18 protein-coding genes are annotated in these 17,369 nt (G+C 69.1%); 11 read left to right on the plus strand and 7 right to left on the minus strand.

The window, feature by feature from the left end:
* Positions 1–2: 2 nt before the first annotated feature.
* Positions 3–4,775, minus strand: coding sequence for a TIR domain-containing protein (locus tag AC07V5_RS28930; protein ID WP_495119069.1), 4,773 nt, complete (start codon positions 4,773–4,775; stop codon positions 3–5).
* 114 nt (positions 4,776–4,889) lie between these two features.
* Here AC07V5_RS28930 and AC07V5_RS28935 point away from each other — a divergent pair, with 114 nt between their 5' ends.
* From AC07V5_RS28935 to hisA, 6 genes are read left to right on the plus strand one after another with little or no spacing between them, the layout of a single operon-like run.
* On the plus strand, positions 4,890–5,108 hold the full coding sequence (locus AC07V5_RS28935; RefSeq protein WP_495119070.1) for a CopG family transcriptional regulator: 219 nt from the start codon (positions 4,890–4,892) through the stop codon (positions 5,106–5,108).
* Positions 5,105–5,548, plus strand: a complete 444-nt coding sequence (locus AC07V5_RS28940) for a PIN domain-containing protein (protein WP_495119071.1) — start codon at positions 5,105–5,107, stop codon at positions 5,546–5,548. Before AC07V5_RS28935 ends, AC07V5_RS28940 begins: the two co-directional genes overlap by 4 nt.
* Complete coding sequence (gene hisC / locus AC07V5_RS28945) at positions 5,545–6,627, plus strand: histidinol-phosphate transaminase (protein WP_495119072.1); 1,083 nt, start codon at positions 5,545–5,547, stop codon at positions 6,625–6,627. Before AC07V5_RS28940 ends, hisC begins: the two co-directional genes overlap by 4 nt.
* Complete coding sequence (gene hisB, locus AC07V5_RS28950; protein WP_495119073.1) at positions 6,624–7,220, plus strand: imidazoleglycerol-phosphate dehydratase HisB; 597 nt, start codon at positions 6,624–6,626, stop codon at positions 7,218–7,220. Before hisC ends, hisB begins: the two co-directional genes overlap by 4 nt.
* Positions 7,217–7,864, plus strand: coding sequence for an imidazole glycerol phosphate synthase subunit HisH (gene hisH / locus AC07V5_RS28955; RefSeq protein WP_495119074.1), 648 nt, complete (start codon positions 7,217–7,219; stop codon positions 7,862–7,864). The genes hisB and hisH overlap by 4 nt, the downstream gene beginning before the upstream one ends.
* A gap of 54 nt (positions 7,865–7,918) precedes the next feature.
* Positions 7,919–8,668, plus strand: a complete 750-nt coding sequence (hisA, locus tag AC07V5_RS28960; RefSeq protein ID WP_495119075.1) for a 1-(5-phosphoribosyl)-5-[(5-phosphoribosylamino)methylideneamino]imidazole-4-carboxamide isomerase — start codon at positions 7,919–7,921, stop codon at positions 8,666–8,668.
* Positions 8,669–8,675: 7 nt separating this feature from the next.
* Here the strand turns inward: hisA and AC07V5_RS28965 are convergent, their stop codons facing one another.
* On the minus strand, positions 8,676–9,266 hold the full coding sequence (locus AC07V5_RS28965) for a CHRD domain-containing protein (protein ID WP_495119076.1): 591 nt from the start codon (positions 9,264–9,266) through the stop codon (positions 8,676–8,678).
* A gap of 123 nt (positions 9,267–9,389) precedes the next feature.
* Here AC07V5_RS28965 and hisF point away from each other — a divergent pair, with 123 nt between their 5' ends.
* Genes hisF through AC07V5_RS28985 form a run of 4 tightly spaced genes read left to right on the plus strand, consistent with a single transcriptional unit; the run spans position 9,390 to position 11,477 of the window.
* Positions 9,390–10,151: an imidazole glycerol phosphate synthase subunit HisF gene (gene hisF / locus AC07V5_RS28970; RefSeq protein WP_495119077.1), complete on the plus strand. Its 762-nt coding sequence runs from the start codon at positions 9,390–9,392 to the stop codon at positions 10,149–10,151.
* Positions 10,151–10,699, plus strand: a complete 549-nt coding sequence (rsmD, locus tag AC07V5_RS28975; protein ID WP_495119078.1) for a 16S rRNA (guanine(966)-N(2))-methyltransferase RsmD — start codon at positions 10,151–10,153, stop codon at positions 10,697–10,699. Before hisF ends, rsmD begins: the two co-directional genes overlap by 1 nt.
* Positions 10,696–11,196, plus strand: a complete 501-nt coding sequence (gene coaD, locus AC07V5_RS28980; RefSeq protein ID WP_495119079.1) for a pantetheine-phosphate adenylyltransferase — start codon at positions 10,696–10,698, stop codon at positions 11,194–11,196. The genes rsmD and coaD overlap by 4 nt, the downstream gene beginning before the upstream one ends.
* 2 nt (positions 11,197–11,198) lie before the next feature.
* A complete protein-coding gene (locus tag AC07V5_RS28985) occupies positions 11,199–11,477 on the plus strand; it encodes a YfhL family 4Fe-4S dicluster ferredoxin (protein ID WP_495119080.1) in 279 nt (92 codons plus the stop codon).
* Here the strand turns inward: AC07V5_RS28985 and AC07V5_RS28990 are convergent.
* The gene (locus tag AC07V5_RS28990; protein WP_495119081.1) at positions 11,461–12,384 is read right to left on the minus strand and encodes a LysR family transcriptional regulator; all 924 of its coding nucleotides are present in this window, start codon (positions 12,382–12,384) and stop codon (positions 11,461–11,463) included. The genes AC07V5_RS28985 and AC07V5_RS28990 overlap by 17 nt on opposite strands.
* A gap of 121 nt (positions 12,385–12,505) precedes the next feature.
* Here AC07V5_RS28990 and AC07V5_RS28995 point away from each other — a divergent pair, with 121 nt between their 5' ends.
* A complete protein-coding gene (locus AC07V5_RS28995; RefSeq protein ID WP_495119082.1) occupies positions 12,506–12,913 on the plus strand; it encodes a RidA family protein in 408 nt (135 codons plus the stop codon).
* 16 nt (positions 12,914–12,929) lie between these two features.
* On the opposite strand, the gene AC07V5_RS29000 is transcribed toward AC07V5_RS28995, so the two are convergent.
* The 4 genes from AC07V5_RS29000 to cbiB are packed head-to-tail and all read right to left on the minus strand — an operon-like array spanning position 12,930 to position 17,364.
* On the minus strand, positions 12,930–14,003 hold the full coding sequence (locus tag AC07V5_RS29000; RefSeq protein WP_495119083.1) for a S1/P1 nuclease: 1,074 nt from the start codon (positions 14,001–14,003) through the stop codon (positions 12,930–12,932).
* Positions 14,004–14,012: 9 nt separating this feature from the next.
* Positions 14,013–15,467, minus strand: coding sequence for a cobyric acid synthase (locus AC07V5_RS29005; protein ID WP_495119084.1), 1,455 nt, complete (start codon positions 15,465–15,467; stop codon positions 14,013–14,015).
* Complete coding sequence (locus AC07V5_RS29010; RefSeq protein ID WP_495119085.1) at positions 15,464–16,447, minus strand: pyridoxal phosphate-dependent aminotransferase; 984 nt, start codon at positions 16,445–16,447, stop codon at positions 15,464–15,466. Before AC07V5_RS29010 ends, AC07V5_RS29005 begins: the two co-directional genes overlap by 4 nt.
* Positions 16,444–17,364, minus strand: a complete 921-nt coding sequence (cbiB, locus tag AC07V5_RS29015; RefSeq protein ID WP_495119086.1) for an adenosylcobinamide-phosphate synthase CbiB — start codon at positions 17,362–17,364, stop codon at positions 16,444–16,446. Before cbiB ends, AC07V5_RS29010 begins: the two co-directional genes overlap by 4 nt.
* Positions 17,365–17,369 lie beyond the last annotated feature (5 nt).

A 17,369-nucleotide genomic window follows, 5' to 3' on the forward strand; every position in this document is an offset into this window, starting at 1 on the left:
CCTCAGGGCGATGGCGTGGGTTTCAGCGACGAGTAGGGCAGGCTGATCACCTCCTCGGCCATCTTCACGTCGATCAAGCGGCCCTGGGCATCGAACTGCTGCTGCACCAGCCAGCGCCAGGCGCCGTCGCTGGCCTCGACGAGGCGGTTGGTGTTTGGCTCCCAGACGGCGTGCTCGCCGTCGGCGACGTGGTGGATGCGAAGTTGTTTCCCCGAGGCGGCGTCCCACAGGCGCAGGCTGCCGTCAAAGCCGGCCGACACCACGCGCGCGCCGTCGGGCGAAAAGACACAGGCCCTGACCCACCCCTCATGCCCGGTCCAGGTTGCAAGACACTTGCCCGTGGCTGCGTCCCACAGGCGCAGACTGGAGTCATCACCGGCTGACACCACGCGCGCACCGTCGGGTGAAAAGGCGCAGGCCCTGACCCACCCCTCATGCCCACCCCAGGTGGCCAGGCACTCGCCCAAGGCCGTGTCCCACAGGCGCAGGTTGCCGTCGCGGCCGGCCGATACCACGCGTGCGCCGTCGGGCGAAAAGGCGCACGCATTGACTCCGCCCTGATGCCCGGTCTGGGTGGCTAGGCAGTCGCCCAAGGCGGTGTCCCACAGGCGCAGGCTGCCGTCACGACCGACCGACGCTACGCGCGCACCGTCGTGCGAAAAGGCGCAGGCGTCGACCCCACCGACATGCCCGATCCAGGTGGCCAAGCACTCGCCCGAGGCGGCGTCCCACAGGCGCAGGCTGGCGTCATCGCCGGCCGACACCACGCGCGCGCCGTCGGGCGAGAAGGCGCAGGCGTTAACCCCACCACGATGCGCGGTCCAGGTGGCCAGGCACTCGCCCGAGTTGGCGTCCCACAGGCGCAAGCTGGAGTCATCGCTAGCCGACACCACGAGCGTGCCATCGGGCGAAAAGGCACAGGCCATGACCCAGTCGTTATGTCCGGTCCAGGTTGCCAAGCGTGCGCCCGAGTCGGCGTCCCACAGGCGCAGATTCTCGTCACCGCTGGCCGACACCAAGCGTGTGCCGTTGGGCGAAAAGGCGCAGACCATGGGCTGGCCTTGATACCCGGTCCAGGTGGCCAAGCACTCGTCCGAGTCGGTGCCCCACAGGCGCAGGCTGCCGTCATCGCTGGCCGACACTACACGCGCGCCATCAGGCGAAAAGGCGCAGGCGTTGACCCCGCCGTCATGCCCGATCCAGGTGGTCAAGCACTCGCCCGAGGCAGCGTCCCACAGGCGCAGGTTGGCGTCATCGCCGGCCGACACCACGCGCGCGCCGTCGGGCGAAAAGGCGCAGGCCATGACCCATTCTTCATGCCCGGTCCAGCTGGCCAGGCACTCGCCCGACGTGGTATCCCAAAGGCGCAAGCTGGCGTCCTCGCCAGCCGATGCCACACGGGCTCCATCGGGCGAGAACGCGCAAGCTCTGACCCCGCCTCGATGCCCGGTCCAGGTGGCTAGGCACTTGCCCGAGGCGGCGTTCCACAGGCGCAGGCTGGCGTCGCTGCCGGCCGACACCACGTGCCCGCCGCAGGGTGAAAAGGCGCATGCCATAACCCGACCCTGATGCCCGGTCCAGATGGCCAGGCATTCGCCCGAGTCGGCATCCCATAGACGCAGGCTGCCGTCATAGCCAGCCGATATCACGCGCGCGCCGTCGGGTGAAAAGGTGCAGGCGTTCACCTCGTCTTCATGCCCGGTCCAGATGGCCAGGCACTTGCCAGAAGCGGCGTTCCATAGGCGCAGACTAGCGTCACTGCCGGCCGACACCGCGAGTGCGCCGTCGGGCGATAAGGCGCAGGCGTTGACCCAGCCCTCATGCCCGGCCCAGGTAGCCAAGCACTCTCCAGAGGCGACGTCCCATAGGCGCAGGCTAGCGTCACCGCTGGTCGACACCAAGCGTGTGCCATCGGGCGAAAAGGCGCAGGCGCTGACCCAGCCTTGATGCCCGCTTGCGGCACGCCAGTGTCGGCGCGCAGGCGTGCTGGCGGGAACGACTGGCCAGCCCGGCGGCGGCTCACTTCCCAGCCAGTGCGCGCGATGCCCCTGGGCCGCCGTGAAGTCGTGCGCCGTGCCCTGCACTAGCCGGAACCGCGCGCCGTCCAGGCTGACACGCCGTGCGCTCAGGCGCGGAGCCTGCACCTGTTGCCATTCGCAGCGATCGAGCTGCGCGTCGTCGAACACGGCGGCATCCAGCCGCACGCGCAGCCAGACGCTTTCGCGCAGCTCACAACCTACGAAGCGCGCGCCAGCTAGGTTGAGCGGTGGCCGGTCCTCTCGGCCTTCGAAGCGCCAGCCATGCAGCCGGGCACCCGACATGTCTATGCCCGCCAGACTGGGGGTGGGCCAGTCGTGGTCGGAGGCATCGAGGGCGTAGCGCAGCCACTGTTCACTGGCCAGGCGCAGGTAGGGAGAGCGCCAGCGGGCGAGGGTGTTGAGCCCAGCTGATGCGCCGACTTCAAGCAGACATTCGGCGAAGAAACGGCGCGTCTCCACGCTGACCAGCGGTAGGGCCCAGGCTTCGCGCCGGTCCTCCTGGACTGCCTGGAACAGGTAGCGCGCCAGGAAGTACTCCTGCATCGAGCTGTGCGCGAAGCGAAAGCCGCCGTCACCCGCGTCGTCGCGCACGAGGAAGGTGGCCGTGCGCAGGTCTTCCTCCAGCTTGTCGATGTCGACGGCGGCATAGCGCTTGCGCAGGTCGGGTTGGCCATCGAGCCAGTCGTGGAACCAGGCCTCCAACTGGTCGGCTGGCACGTTGCGCTGGCCGCGCGCCCACGTCCAGGCGGCGAGGTGGGCCATCAGGCGCTCCTTGTGCTCGGGCTTGACGTGATGCTTGCCGGCGTCGCGGCCCAGCCAGCTGCGCACGACCTGGCCATACAACGTCACGCCATAGACCGGCTGCCCGGCCGCGCGGCGCTCCTCGATCTCGGGGATGAACTCGGTGACCAGCTTAAGCGTGTAGGGCCGGGCGGCGAGTTCGGCGAGGTTGTGGATGCTCTGCAGCATCTCCAGCGTGGCCTGGGCGTCCAGCCCGGGCAAGGCCTGCGCAAGGTACTCGCGGATCTGCTCCTCGGAGAAGGGCAGCATGACGAGGGCGCGGTAGTCGCCCGCGTCGGTGCCGCCACGCTGCTGGCCGGTGAAGTGGTGGTTCTGTGCTTGCAGGCTGCGGAAGAAGTGCGTGCGGCAGGAGATGAGTAGCTTGGTGTGGGCGTGCAGGTGGCTGTCGGCCAGCGGCTGCAGGCGCAGCAGTTCGCGGGTGAAGGCCTGGCCATCGACGTCGGTGAGGTGGACGAGGGCCTCGTCCAGGCCGTCGAAGATCCACAGCTGCGCCAGGTGGCGGCTCTCGGCGATGAGGTCGGCGGCGCGCGGGCGCTCGGCGTGCAGCGACCAGCCGCGGGCGATGCATTCGTCGACGATCTCCTCCAGCGTGGGCAGGCGCGGCGCTGCATTGCCGCCGCTTGCGAGGCTGGTGCCACGCAGGCCGCTCAGGCGGCGCAGGTCGAAGTAGAGCGGGCGCGGCCAGTCGCCGCCATCCGCGCCCTCGCGGCGAGCCTCGATCTCGCGCAGCAGGCGCTGGCAGGAGATGGTCTTGCCCATGCCGTACTCGCCGAGCAGGGCAAACAAGGACGGCGCGCCGGGGTCGATGGCCCAGTCGCAGAGGTCGGCCAGCACGGGGATGCCGGCCTCGTCGCTGCCGCGCGTGTCTGGCGCCGCGCCGACGGCACGCATGGAGACGAGGCGGCCTCGCGGGTCGACGACGCCGGGCATGTCGTCGAGATCGCAGCCGCCCATGCCAGCGGCGGAGAACTTGCCAGGCTGCGGGCCAACGGGACTTTGCTTAGGTGCGTCCTGCGGCGGCGCATCGGCGTGCCGCCGCAGCATCTCGTGGACTTGCGAGACCAGCGCGTTGACCCAGTCCTGTTGGCCGGAGCTTCGGCGCTTGCTGAAGGGCTGGCCCCCGGCGTCGCGAAAGATTTGCCTTGCTTGCAGCCCGCGCAGGTCGGTGGTGTCGAAGTCGAAGGCCTCCAGCGCCACGGGAACGACCCGCTTGCCGGGGGCGGTGCTTGCTTTGCCGGCAACGAAAGCAGGCAACTCGTGATCGCGGATGTAGCGGCTGGCGAGGAACTTGTGACTGAGCAGCAGGAAGCCGACGTGACAGTCGCGCAGGGCCTGCTGGATCTGGGCATCCCAGTTCTCGCCGACGACGAGTTGGCGGTCGCTCCAACTCTCGAAGCTGTACTGCGGCGAATTGCCCAGCACGATTGTCAGCTGGTCGATCAGCTTGGCGGCGTTCTTATCGCCGTGGGCATAGCTTGCGAACCAGCGTACGAAGGGCTTGCCCTGGCGGCGCTCGGTCAGCTGCAGGCGGGGTTCCGTGCCAGCGGGCCGACCCAGGCTGTCGGGTACGAGCTGACGGCCGAGATGGCTGAGTTCGGTGGTGGCCTGGGCCAGCTGGACCAGAGCCTCACCCTCGAACCACACCAGCCGCCGCGCCGCGCCGATGGACTTGGCCTGCTGGACGAGCAGCTTCAGCCGCAAGCCCAGCCCCTGTGTATGGGCGTTGATCTCATCGGCCCAGCGCTTGAAGGCCTTGTGTTGCGCGTCCACGCTGGGGCTGGTGGCAAACAGTGCGTCGAACACGACCTGCTGGGTGACGTGGCCGAGGTCGCCGATCAGGGCTTGCAAGCGTTGGAGTCGCTGCAGGTCGTCGGGCGAGAGCTGGGCCGCGAGTCGGTCGATGAAGGGCTGGAGCTGCTTGGCGATGAGTTTCATGGCGCGACAATTCGGCTGAATTAATCCGAATGGTGGCTGAAACAGAATTAGCGCGCAATGGACTATTTTTAACACGAACTTCGTGCAACACGAACTTCGTGTAATCTCCGGCTCATGAAGAACGTCACCGTCTCAATGGACGACGCCGTGGCCGAGTGGGCCCGGCTGGAAGCGGCGCGGCGCAACACCAGCGTCTCGCGCCTGCTCGGTGAGCTGCTCGCCGAGAAGATGCAGCACGACGACGCCTACGAGCGCGCGCTGCAGGACTGGCTGCACCGTGAGCGGTCCTGGTCGTCCAACGGCCAGCCGTATCCCGGCCGAGGTGTGCTTTGAAGCCCGATCCCGTCTTTGTCGACACCTCGGTGCTGCTCTTCAGCGAAGACGGCGCCCGCCCGGCCGAGCGCGAACAGGTGCTGGCCTGGCTGCGCGAGCTGTGGGCCACGCGCACCGGCCGCGTGTCGGTGCAGGTGCTGAACGATTTCTATCTGCTGGCCACGCGCCAGGTCAGCCCCGCCATGCCGCAGGGCGACGCGCGCGCCGAGGTACGCCGCTACCAGCACTGGCGCCCCTGGGCCGCCGACCAGGCGACCGTCGAATCCGCCTGGTCGCTGGAAAGCCGCTTCAGCCTGCCGTTCGCTGACGCCCTCGTCGTGGCCAGCGCCAAGGCGCAAGGCTGCACCCGCCTGCTCAGCCTGGCCCTGCCGCACGACGCCCAGTTCGACAGCGTGCAGGTTCTCAACCCCCTTGTCGTTCCTGCCCTCACCGCGCCATGACTGCTGCACTCGATCAAGCCCTCGCCCAGATCCGTCCCGACGTGCGCGCGGCGCATGCCTACGTGGTGCAACCCAGCCACGGCCTGCTGAAGCTGGACGCGATGGAGAACCCCTACCGCCTGCCGCCGGCGCTGCAGCAGGCGCTGGGTGAACGCCTGGGCGCCGTCGCGCTGAACCGCTACCCGGCCGAGCGCACCGCCGAGCTGGCCCGCGCGCTGGCCCGCCACGCCGGCGTGGGCGACGACGTGGGCGTCACACTGGGCAACGGCTCGGACGAGTTGATCGGCCTGCTGACCATCGCCATCGCCAAGCCCGGCGTCACCGTGCTGGCCCCCGTGCCCGGCTTCGTCATGTACGAGGCGCTGGCCAAGCAGCAGCAACTGGGCTTCATCGGCGTGCCGCTGCGCGCCGACGACTTCGAGCTGGACGAGCCCGCCATGCTGGCCGCCATCGCCAAGCACCAGCCTGCGCTGATCTACCTGGCCTACCCCAACAACCCCACCGCCACGCTGTGGGACGCCGCCGTCATCGAGCGCATTGCGAAGGCCGCGCCCGGCCTCGTCGTCATGGACGAGGCCTACCAGCCCTTCGCCAGCGCCGACAGCCTGGCGCTGATGGCCCGCCAGAAGAATGTGCTGGTCATGCGCACCATGAGCAAGTTCGGCCTGGCCGGCGTGCGCATCGGCTACCTGCTAGGTGCGGCCGAGTTGGTCAACCAGATCGAGAAGCTGCGCCCGCCCTACAACATCAGCGTGCTGAACGCCGAAGCGGCCTTCTTCGCGCTGGAGCACGCCGACGTCTACGCCGCCCAGGCCACCGAGCTGCGCCAGCAGCGCGAGCGCGTCTTCCAGGCGCTGCAGGCCCTGCCGGGCGTCACACCCTGGCCCAGCCAGGGCAATATGATCCTTGCCAGGGTGCAGGACGCGGCCGCCACCTTCGCGGCGCTGAAGGCCCGTGGCGTGCTGATCAAGAACGTCTCGGCCCTGCACCCGCTGCTCGCGAACTGTGTGCGCCTCACCGTCGGGACGCCCGACGAAAACACCCGCCTGCTGGCCGAACTCCAAGCCTGTCTGTCATGACCACCCAACGCATTGCCCAAGTCACCCGCAACACCCGCGAGACGCGCATCACGGTGCGCATCAACCTCGACGGCACGGGCCAGTCCAAGCTGCAGACCGGCATCGGCTTCTTCGACCACATGCTCGACCAGATCGCCCGCCACGGCTTGATCGACCTGGACGTGCACTGCGAGGGCGACCTGCACATCGACGGCCACCACACGGTGGAAGACGTCGGCATCACGCTGGGCCTGGCCGTGGCGCAAGCCGTGGGCGACAAGGCCGGCCTCACGCGCTACGGCCACAGCTATGTGCCGCTGGACGAAGCGCTGTCGCGCGTCGTCATCGACCTCTCCGGCCGCCCGGGCCTGCACATGGACGTCAAGTTCACGGCCGGCAGCATCGGCGCCTTCGACACACAGCTGACGTTCGAGTTCTTCCAGGGTTTCGTCAACCACGCGCTGGCCACGGTGCATATCGACAACCTGAAGGGCCACAACGCCCACCACCAGGCCGAGACGATGTTCAAGGCCTTCGGCCGCGCGCTGCGCATGGCGGCGTCGCAGGACCCGCGTTCGGCCGGCGTCATTCCGTCGACGAAGGGTTCGCTGTGACCCGAACCGTCGCGGTGGTGGACTACGGCATGGGCAACCTGCGCTCGGTGTCGCAGGCCGTCATCCACGCCGCCGAGGGCCAGGGCTTCGACGTGGCCATCACCTGCGACCCCGCCGTGGTGCGTGCCGCCGAGCGCGTCGTGCTGCCGGGCCAGGGCGCCATGCGCGACTGCATGCGCGAGCTGGCCGACTCCGGCGTCAAGGAAGCCGTGCTCGAAGCCGCCGCCACCAAGCCGCTGCTGGGCGTGTGCGTGGGCATGCAGATGCTGCTGGACCACAGCGAGGAGCAGGACACGCCGGGCCTGGGCCTCATCCCGGGACGCGTGCAGCGCTTCCGCCTCGAAGGCCGGCTGCAGGAAGACGGCAGCCGCTTCAAGGTGCCGCAGATGGGCTGGAACCGTGTGCACCAGCCGCGGGCGCACCCGGTGTGGGCTGGCATTCCCGACGAGAGCTGGTTCTATTTCGTGCACAGCTTCTACGCGACGACCGCGTTGCAGGAACACAGCGCCGGCGAGACCGATTACGGCGCTCGCTTTACCTGCGCGGTGGCCCGGGATAACATTTTTGCGACCCAATTCCACCCTGAGAAAAGTGCCGCGCTGGGCCTCGCCCTTTACCGCAACTTCCTTCACTGGAACCCTTGACCGTCACACACCGGTCCGCACTTTCTCAACCTCATTCCCACGCATCTCCCGGCCATGCTGCTGATCCCCGCGATTGACCTGAAAGATGGTCGCTGTGTCCGCCTCAAGCAAGGCGACATGAACGACTCCACCACCTTCGGCGAAGACCCCGCCGCGATGGCGCGCCGCTGGCTCGATGCCGGCGCGCGGCGTTTGCATCTGGTGGACCTGAACGGCGCCTTCGCGGGTAAGCCGGTCAACGAGCCGGCCATCAAAGCCATCATCAAGGAGATCGGCGACGAGATCCCCATCCAGCTTGGCGGCGGCATCCGTGACCTCGACACCATCGAGCGCTACCTGGACGACGGCCTCAGCTACGTCATCATCGGCACGGCCGCGGTCAAGAACCCCGGCTTCCTGAAGGATGCCTGCAGCGCCTTCGGCGGCCACATCATCGTGGGCCTGGATGCCAAGGACGGCAAGGTCGCCACCGATGGCTGGAGCAAGCTGACCGGCCACGAGGTCATCGACCTGGCCCAGAAGTTCCAGGACTACGGCGTCGAAGGCGTCATCTACACCGACATCGGCCGCGACGGCATGCTGACGGGCATCAACATCGAGGCCACCGTCAAGCTGGCGCGGGCGCTCACCATCCCGGTGATCGCCTCGGGCGGCCTTTCGGACATTGCCGACATCGAACGCCTGTGCGCCGTCATGGGCGACGGCGTCGAGGGCGTCATCTGTGGCCGCTCCATCTACACCGGCGCGCTGGACTTCACGGCCGCCCAGGTGCGGGCGGACGAGCTGATCGCAGCGGCCGGCTGAAAGAGGCTCAGCTCCTGCGGCGGCGAGCCATCAGGGCCAGCACGCCCAGGCCGCTCAACATCAGCGCATAGGTTTCCGGCTCGGGTACCGGCACGAGCAACGCCCGGATTTCGCCTCCGCCGAAGCTGCTGGTGTGGATGTTCAGATAGGCATTCCCGCTGTCCAGGCCGGCCACCAGCGCATTGAAGGCCGAGCCGACGGTGCCGCCGTTGGCAGTGACGAACGAGGCGTTGTAGCTGCTGGCCAGCGACATGTCGAAGGTGTGGTCGTAGCTGCCAGCTTTCACGCCGGTCGGGAAGCCGGTGAAGCTGGGCGTCTGCGTAGCCACGCCCACGTTGGAGGCGCCGGGAGAGGCTGTGCAGCAGTGGATGTGGGAGGCGGTCGTGTTGCCCACGAGGCTGGCGAAGCTTGCCTGCACCCGCATCGTCAGCAGGTCGAAGTCCATCGTCACGATGGCGAAGCCGCTGCCGGTGGTCGCGGCGGCTGGGATTTCGCTGCTGCCCAGCAGGCTGGCGGAATAGACCTGTTCATGGGCCTGGGCGGGCAGGGCGACGGCCAGCGCGGCGGCGGCCAGCGAAGCGAGAGCGAAACGCGACATGGAGATCTCCTCGAACGTTCTTGGGGTGGGAATGAGCACCGCGCATTTGGCGCCGAGCCAACCCGCCTGCGAAGCCCCTAACCATCGAGGGAATAATTCAGCCCTCGCTTCCGTCCCCCTCTCATGCTCGCCAAACGAATCATTCCCTGCCTCGACGTCACCGCCGGCCGCGTGGTCAAGGGCGTCAACTTCGTCGGCCTGCGCGACGCGGGCGACCCCGTCGACATCGCCGCCCGCTACAACGAGCAGGGTGCCGACGAGCTGACCTTCCTCGACATCACCGCCACCAGCGATGGCCGCGACCTCATCCTGCACATCATCGAGGCGGTCGCGTCCAAGGTCTTCATCCCGCTGACGGTGGGCGGCGGCGTGCGTGCGGTGGCCGACGTGCGGCGGCTCTTGAACGCCGGTGCCGACAAGGTCAGCTTCAACTCGGCGGCCGTGGCCGACCCCGAGCTGATCCGCGCCGCCAGCGACAAGTACGGTGCCCAGTGCATCGTCGTGGCCATCGACGCCAAGCGCCGGCCCGATGGTTCGGGTTGGGACGTCTACACCCACGGGGGCCGCAAGAACGTCGGCCTCGACGCCGTGGCCTGGGCCAAGCAGATGGCCGAGTTCGGCGCCGGCGAGATCCTGCTGACCAGCATGGACCGCGACGGCACCAAGAGCGGCTTCGATCTCGAACTGACCCGCGCCGTGTCCGACGCCGTGCCGGTGCCCGTCATCGCCTCCGGCGGCGTCGGCTCGCTGGAGCACCTGGCCGACGGCATCACGCTGGGCGGCGCCGACGCCGTGCTGGCCGCCAGCATCTTCCACTTCGGCGAGCACACGGTGGGCGAGGCCAAGGCCTTGATGGCTGCGCGTGGCATTCCCGTTCGCCTGTGATGGGTGAGGTTCGCATCATTGGCGGCCAGTGGAAGCGCTCCAAGCTGCCCGTGCCCGACCTGCCGGGCCTGCGCCCCACGTCGGACCGCATCCGTGAAACCCTCTTCAACTGGCTGGGCCAGACGCTGGACGGCTGGCGCGTGCTGGACGCGTTCGCCGGCAGCGGCGCCCTGGGCTTCGAGGCGGCGTCGCGTGGGGCGGATGCCGTGGTGATGATCGAGCGCGAGGCGCTTTTGGCGGACATGCTGCGGGCCAGCCAGAAGCGCCTTCAGGCCACCGCCATCACCATCCACCGGGCCAACGCGCTGAACTGGATGCTGGCCAGCCCGGATCGTTTCGACCTCATCTTTCTCGACCCGCCGTTCGCCGACAACCTGTTCGATCGCGCGCTGGCCGCGGCCGTGCCGCTGCTGGCCGAAGGCGGGCTGATCTACGTCGAATCCCCGGGCGAGATCCCGCCGCCACCCGGATTCACCGCCTGGCGCCAGGGCCGCGCCGGCCTGGTGCACTACCAATTGCTGCGTCGCGAGGACAATCCAGCTTCATGACCTCCCGCACCACGATCACGGCCGTCTATCCCGGCACCTTCGACCCCATCACGCTGGGCCACGAGGATTTGATGCGGCGGGCGGCCGGCATGTTCGAGCGCCTGGTGATCGCGGTTGCCGTGGGGCACCATAAGAAGACGCTGTTCCCGCTGGACGAGCGCCTGGCGATGGCGCAGGAAGCCGCGGCGCCGCTGGGCAACGTCGAGGTCATCGCCTTCGACGGCCTGCTGCGCGACTTCGTGCGCACCCACACCGGTCGCGTCGTCGTGCGCGGCCTGCGCACCGGCGGCGACTTCGAGTACGAGTTCCAGATGGCCGGCATGAACCGCAAGCTCATGCCCGAGGTCGAGACCATCTTCCTGACGCCCGGTGAACACCACCAGTACACGTCCAGCACCTTCGTGCGCGAGATCGCCACGCTGGGTGGCGAGGTGGCCGAGTTCGTGTCGCCCGGTGTGCTGGCGCGCTTGAACGAGCGCTGCAAGCAGGGGGGCTGACGATGGCACTGATGATTACCGATGAGTGCATCAACTGCGACGTCTGCGAGCCCGCTTGCCCGAACAACGCGATCTCGATGGGCGAGGAGTTCTACGTCATCGCGCCCGACAAATGCACCGAATGCGTCGGCCACTTCGACGAGCCGCAGTGCGTGATGCTCTGCCCGGTGGCCTGCATCCCGATCAACCCCGCCCACATCGAAAGCCGGGAGACGCTGCTGCAGAAGTACCAGCGGCTGACCGCTGCGGTCGGCACACCGGGCCTCACGTCGGCGCGCTGATGCCGGGGTGCTGCGCCAGCACCTCCACCACCCAGTCGATGAACATGCGCAGCTTGGCGCTGACATGCCGGTTGGGCGCAAAGGCCACGTAAAGCGGCATCGGCTCGATGCGCCAGCCGTCGTCGAACACCGGCAACAGTTCCCCTTGCGCGACATGTGCGTCGGCCATGTAGCGCGGCAGCCAGAGCACGCCCAGGCCCGCCACGCCGGCGGCGAGGTAGGCGTTGCCATCGTCCACCGACAGCACGTAGCGGCCCTGCACCTCCACCTGCTCGCCGTCGCGCCGCAGCGTGAAGGGCGCCACCTTGCCGGTGCGTGAGCGCAGGTAGCCGACGATGCGGTGGTGCGTGCCCATCAGCTCGCGCGGGTGCGTGGGCAGGCCGGCGCGTTGAACGTAGCTCGGCGCTGCGAAGGCGCCCATCTGCAGGTCGCCCACACGGCGCGCCATCAGTGACGAGTCCGGCAGCTCGCCACCGCGCAGCACGCAGTCCACTTGGTCGCCGATGAGATCCACCATGCGGTCGCTGACACCGAGATCAAGCTGGATCTCCGGGTAGCGCTCATGAAAGCCCGGTAAGGCCGGCACCAGCACAAGCCGCGCGAGCGGGCTGGGCACATCCACGCGCAGCCGGCCCTTCAGCGCTGCGGACGCGTCGGACAGGCTGCTGTCGGCGTCGGCCAGGTCGGCCAGCAGCCGCACCACGCGCTCGTAGTAGGCCGCACCGTCCTCGGTCACGCGGACCTGGCGCGTCGTGCGGTGCAGCAGCCTCACGCGCAGCCGCGCCTCCAACTGCTGCACCAGCTGCGTCACGGTCGTGCGGCTCAGGTGCAGGGCGCGGGCGGCCTTGGTGAAGCTGCCGGTTTCCACCACGAGGGCAAACGCCTGCAACGTATCGAAACGGTCCATCGGGGTCGGCTCCGTGATTGTTTGGTGCGGCCAAACAGTGATTGTGTGACGTGCCGGTTTATCCGCCGGCGCGACGTCCCTAGAGTGCCTGGCACCCTCTTCCACAGAAAGTGACCTCTCCATGTCTTCCCCACGTGATGTCGTCTTCCCGGCCGGCCGCCAGGCGCTGTACGAGCGCAACCGCTACTCGCCTGCCATCCGTTCCAACGGCTTCCTGTTCGTGTCGGGCCAGGTCGGCAGCCGGCCCGACGGCTCACCCGAGCAGGCTCTGCAGGACCAGGTCCGGCTTGCGTTCGAGAACCTGAATGCCATCCTTGCGGCCGCAGGCTGCACGTTCCAGGACGTGGTGGACGTGACAGTGTTCATCGTCGACCCAACGACGCATTTCGAGGCGGTCTGGCCCGTGGTCATGGAGCATTGGGGCGATGCACCCTACCCGACGCTGACCGGCATCGGCGTCACGTGGCTCTACGGCTTCCAGTTCGAGATCAAGGTCATCGCGAAGCTGCCCGAGGCCATCGCGGCCTGACGCGGGCCGCCGAACATCACGGTGCCGCGAAAACCGTCTTCAGCACCTGAGCCAGCTTGGCCCCTGCGAGGGTCAGCTGCTGGCGCTTGATGGCGTCCGCCTTGGCGCTGTAGCCGCTGGGCAGCACGACCGTCCAGTGCGAACCCTGCTTGGCCGAGAACTTCAGGCCCGCGAAGGCCAGATTCGCCTGTTCGAGTGACTGCGAGGCCCAGCGGGCCGGCCAGTCGGCGGGATCGCCCTGGTTGGGGCGGATCTTGCGCGCCTCGGCCAGCCAGGCGGCGTCGACCCGCTTGGGCTTGAACTTGTCCGGCACGCCGTCCCACAGCGTGTGCAGCTTCAACGGGCCGAAGCCGGCTGTCACGGGCCCATCCACCGCTGCTGTGCTGGTGGATGCAGGCACCCCTGCAGGCGGCTTGGGCGCGCCCACCACCCAGAGGCTGTTGCCGCCCACGGTGAAGCTGCTCTCGTCCAGCCCGGTCTTGTCGGGGTCCAGGCGCTGGCCCTGCGCGTCGAGGTAGATCGAGCCGACGTGCAAAGGCTGGTGCAGGTCGCCCACCAGGTGCACGAGGACGAGCAGGGCCTCGCGCTTGCTCTTGAAGTGCGGTGGGCCGGCCGCGGGCTTGCCCTGCAGCACCAGGATGGCGGTGCGGATCGCGCCGGCGACGTCATCGCCGCGCGTGCCAACGAAGCCGAGCAGATAGCGGCTGCGCTGCAGCGTGATGTCGGCGTAGTGCGTCTGGCGGTGGCAGCTGTCCTCGTCCATGCCGATCTGGCACTGCTTGTCGTTGCGCTTCACGTAGTCCGCCATCTCGGCAATGCGCGCGGGCGTTTCCAGCGGGCCGCATTCGGGGTACTTGCCGGGCGCCGGGTATTTGTAGTCGTGGCTTGGCGAGATGCCCTTGACGCAGTCGGCCCAGATCGAGGCCAGCGGCATCGGGATGTCGCCCAGCAGCGCCGCGACGCGCGCCTCGGCCGGGCTGCCCTTGATGAGACCGGCGGCGATGGTCGCGACCGTCTGGTGGCCGTCGGAGCCCCAGGCGTGGGCAACCAGGGGCAGGGCCAGGGCGGCAGCAAGCAGCAGACGGTGCATGGGTTTCCTTCAGTCGATCAGACCCGCAATCTTGCCCGGTTGGAAGTGCAGGTCAATGAAGTCCGCCAAGCCGTCGAAGACGGCATCCAGCGGGCGGCCTGCCTGGCCGAACAGCGCCTTGAGCACGGCCGGCTGCTCGAACAGGCCATGGGCGTAGACGCCCAGCACCTGGCCGGCCTGCCAGCCCACGGCCTCGCCGGCGGCGTTGCGCAGCGCCACCTGCGGCGGCGGCAGGCCGGCATGCGGTTGGGTGCGGCCGTGGCGGATCTCGTAGCCGCTGGTCTGCACGCCGGCCAAGGCCTGCCAGCTGCCGTCCAGCGAGTCGGCGAAGCGGAACTCCGCGCTGCGCAGCAGCTTCTCGGGCTCGAAGACCGTCACCAGCGGCAGCAGCCCGAGGCCTGGGGCATTGCCGTCCAGGCCATGCGGGTCGATCAGCGCCTCGCCCAGCATCTGCAGGCCGCCGCAGATGCCGAGCACACGGCCGCGGTGGGTGTTGATGGCGGCGTCCAACTTCTGCGCACGCAGCCAGGCCAGGTCGGCCGCGGTGGACTTGGAGCCCGGCAGGATGATCCAGTCCACGCCCGCGAGATCCTTGGGCTCGCGCGCCCAGGACAGGCGCACGCCGGGCAACTGGCGCAGCGGCTGGAACTCGTCGAGGTTGGAAATGCGCGGGTAGGCGACGACGGCGATGTGCAGCCCCGTGCCGGTGGACCGGTCATCGAACACGCCGTCTTCTTCCGGCAGGCCGTGGCCGCGCCACATCGGCAGCGTGGCGATGGTGGGCACGCCGGTCAGGCGTTGCAGTTGCTCCGGCCCCGGTGCCAGCAACCCGGCGTCGCCGCGGAAGCGGTTCAGCACGAAGCCGCGCACCAGGCCGCGCACGTCCTCGGGCATCAGCTGGTGCGTGCCGAAGAGATGCGCGAAGGCGCCGCCGCGGTCGATGTCGGTGACGAGCAGGCAGGCGGCGTTCGCGTCGCGTGCGGTGCCGAGGTTCACGTAGTCGCTGGGCGCGAGATTGATCTCGGCCGGCGAGCCCGCGCCTTCGATGACGACGACGTCGTTCTCGCTCATCAGCTCGTGCAGGGCCGCCCGTGCGCGGGGCTTGAGCAGTGCGCTGCGCTCCCGCCAGGGCATGCTGGACAGCGCGGCGTCTACTTCGCCGAGCACGACGACCTGGCTGCGCGTGTCGGCCTCGGGCTTGAGCAGCACGGGGTTCATGCGCACCTCGGGCACGCGGCGCGCGGCCAGGGCCTGGAAATACTGGGCCGAGCCGATCTCGCCCATCAAGCCGTTCAGCCCCGGCACGACGCGGGCGTTGTTGCTCATGTTCTGCGCCTTGAACGGCGCGACCTTGAGCCCCTGGCGGGCGTACCAGCGGCACAGCGCGGTGGCCAGCCAGCTCTTGCCCGCGCCGCTGGTCGTGCCCAGCACCATGACGGCCTTGCCCCTGGTCGTGCGGCTCATGCGTCTTCTCCTTCGATTTCAAGCAAGGCTTGCTGCAACGCCTGCCGGGCGGCCGGCGGTTGGGCCGAAACGCGCACCCAGCCCGGGAGGCCGAACGAGGTGGCGTCGCGCACACGGAGGCCGCGCTCGCGCAGCCGCAGCCCGATGTCGGCCCGCGGCGGGCGGGCCAGCCAGAAGTGGGTGCAGCTCGGTTGCTGCAACCAGTCGAGATCCGCCAGCAGTGCGCGCTGGGCCGTCGTCCATTCGCGCAGCTGGGCGCGGCTGTTGGCGAGCCAGGCTTGCGTGTCGTCGCTGAGCCAATGCATCAGCATCGCGACGCCCTCGGCCGACAGCACCCAGCTCGGCGCCAGCGACAGCGCGTGGGCCCAGACCTCGTCGGCCGCGGGCGCGACGAGATAGCCCGCGCGCACGCCGGTCAGGCCCAGGGCCTTGTTCGGGCAGATCAGCTGCCAGGCGTCCGGCGGCAGCGAGGGGGCTTCGCCGTGAAGGCGCAGCGGCTCGTAGGCGCGGTCGACCACGACGAGGGCGTCCAGTGCCGGCCATGACAGCACGCTGGCGCCGGTCGGGTTGCAGGGCTCGCAGATCCAGACCAGGGCCGGCGCGGTGGGGCGAATGTCGGCCGGGCTGGCATAGGGCTTCACCGCGAGGCCCAGCGCCTGCGCCGCGACGGCGTAGTCGCCAAAGCCCGGCTGCGGCACCCAGACCTCACGGCGGCCCGCCAGCATGGCGGCCAGCGTCAGCCGGCGAATGCCTTCGGCGCCGCCGGCCGTGGGCAGCACGAGGTCTTCATCGCCCGTCCCGGCAAGAAGGCGGCGCAGGGCCCGGTAACTCGGGTCGGGGTAGCTGAAACGGTTGGCCTGCTGCACGGCGCCCAGCAGCGCCGGTGGCGGGCCGAGCGGGCTGGCGTTGGTGGAGAAGTCATGTTCGACCGCCGGCCCGTCGTCCGGGCCGCCATGCTCGGGCAGCAGCGGCTGGCTCATGTCCGCAACGCCAGGGCCAACAACGCGATCAGCGCGGTGCCGGCAATGACGGCCCGTTGCGCTGCCACGCAGGCGGCGTGCAGATCGCCGGCCCGCACGAGCTGGCCTTCGGCATGCAAGGTGTAGACGCCAGGCTTGCTTAAGCGCCGGTCCAGCCGCAACGCCATCGCGGCCATCGGCCAGCCACTGTTGGGCGAGGGCGTGCGCCGCGCTTCCAGGGCGACCCGCGCCAGCCGGGCCAGCGAGAGCGGCATCAGCACCAGCACGGTCAGCCGCGCTGGCAGCCACGACAGCACGTCGTCCGCCCGCGCCGCCCATTTGCCGCACCACTCGCGCTCGTCGCGGTAGCCCCACATCGCGTCCGCCGTGTTCGCAAAACGGTAGATCGCCGCACCTGGCAGGCCGGCGATGGCGAACCAGAACAGCGGTGCGATGACGGAGTCGTTCAGGTTCTCGGCCAGCGTCTCGATGGCGGCCTCGCGCACCTCGGTTTCGGTCAGCGCCGAGGTGTCGCGGCTGACGAGGCGCGACAACCGCGCCCGTCCGGCGTCCAGCGATTCATTCAATGCGGTTTCCACGGCAAGAGCCTCGTCGGCCAGCATGCGCCAGGCCAGCAGCGGCTTCAACAGCAGGCCGATCAGCAGCGCCGCGCCTGCAAGGCGCAGCGGCGAGTGCCAGGGCTGCAGCGCGATCAGCACCCAGCCTTCCAGCCACAGCGCGATGAAGCCCACCAGGGCGGCACCCACCAGCCAGGCCAGCGCGCCGGCCACGAAGCCCAGGGCGGGCGGCAGCCGCGTGAGCTTGAAGAGGCCCAGGTAGCGCCCCATGCCGACGACCGGGTGTGCCCAGGCCGGCGGCTCGCCGAGGCGGTCCACCAGCAGCGCCACTCCCATCGCCAGCGGCAGGAGCAGGTTCATGAGCG

This window comes from Roseateles sp. GW821-FHT02E12 (genome assembly GCF_059421665.1).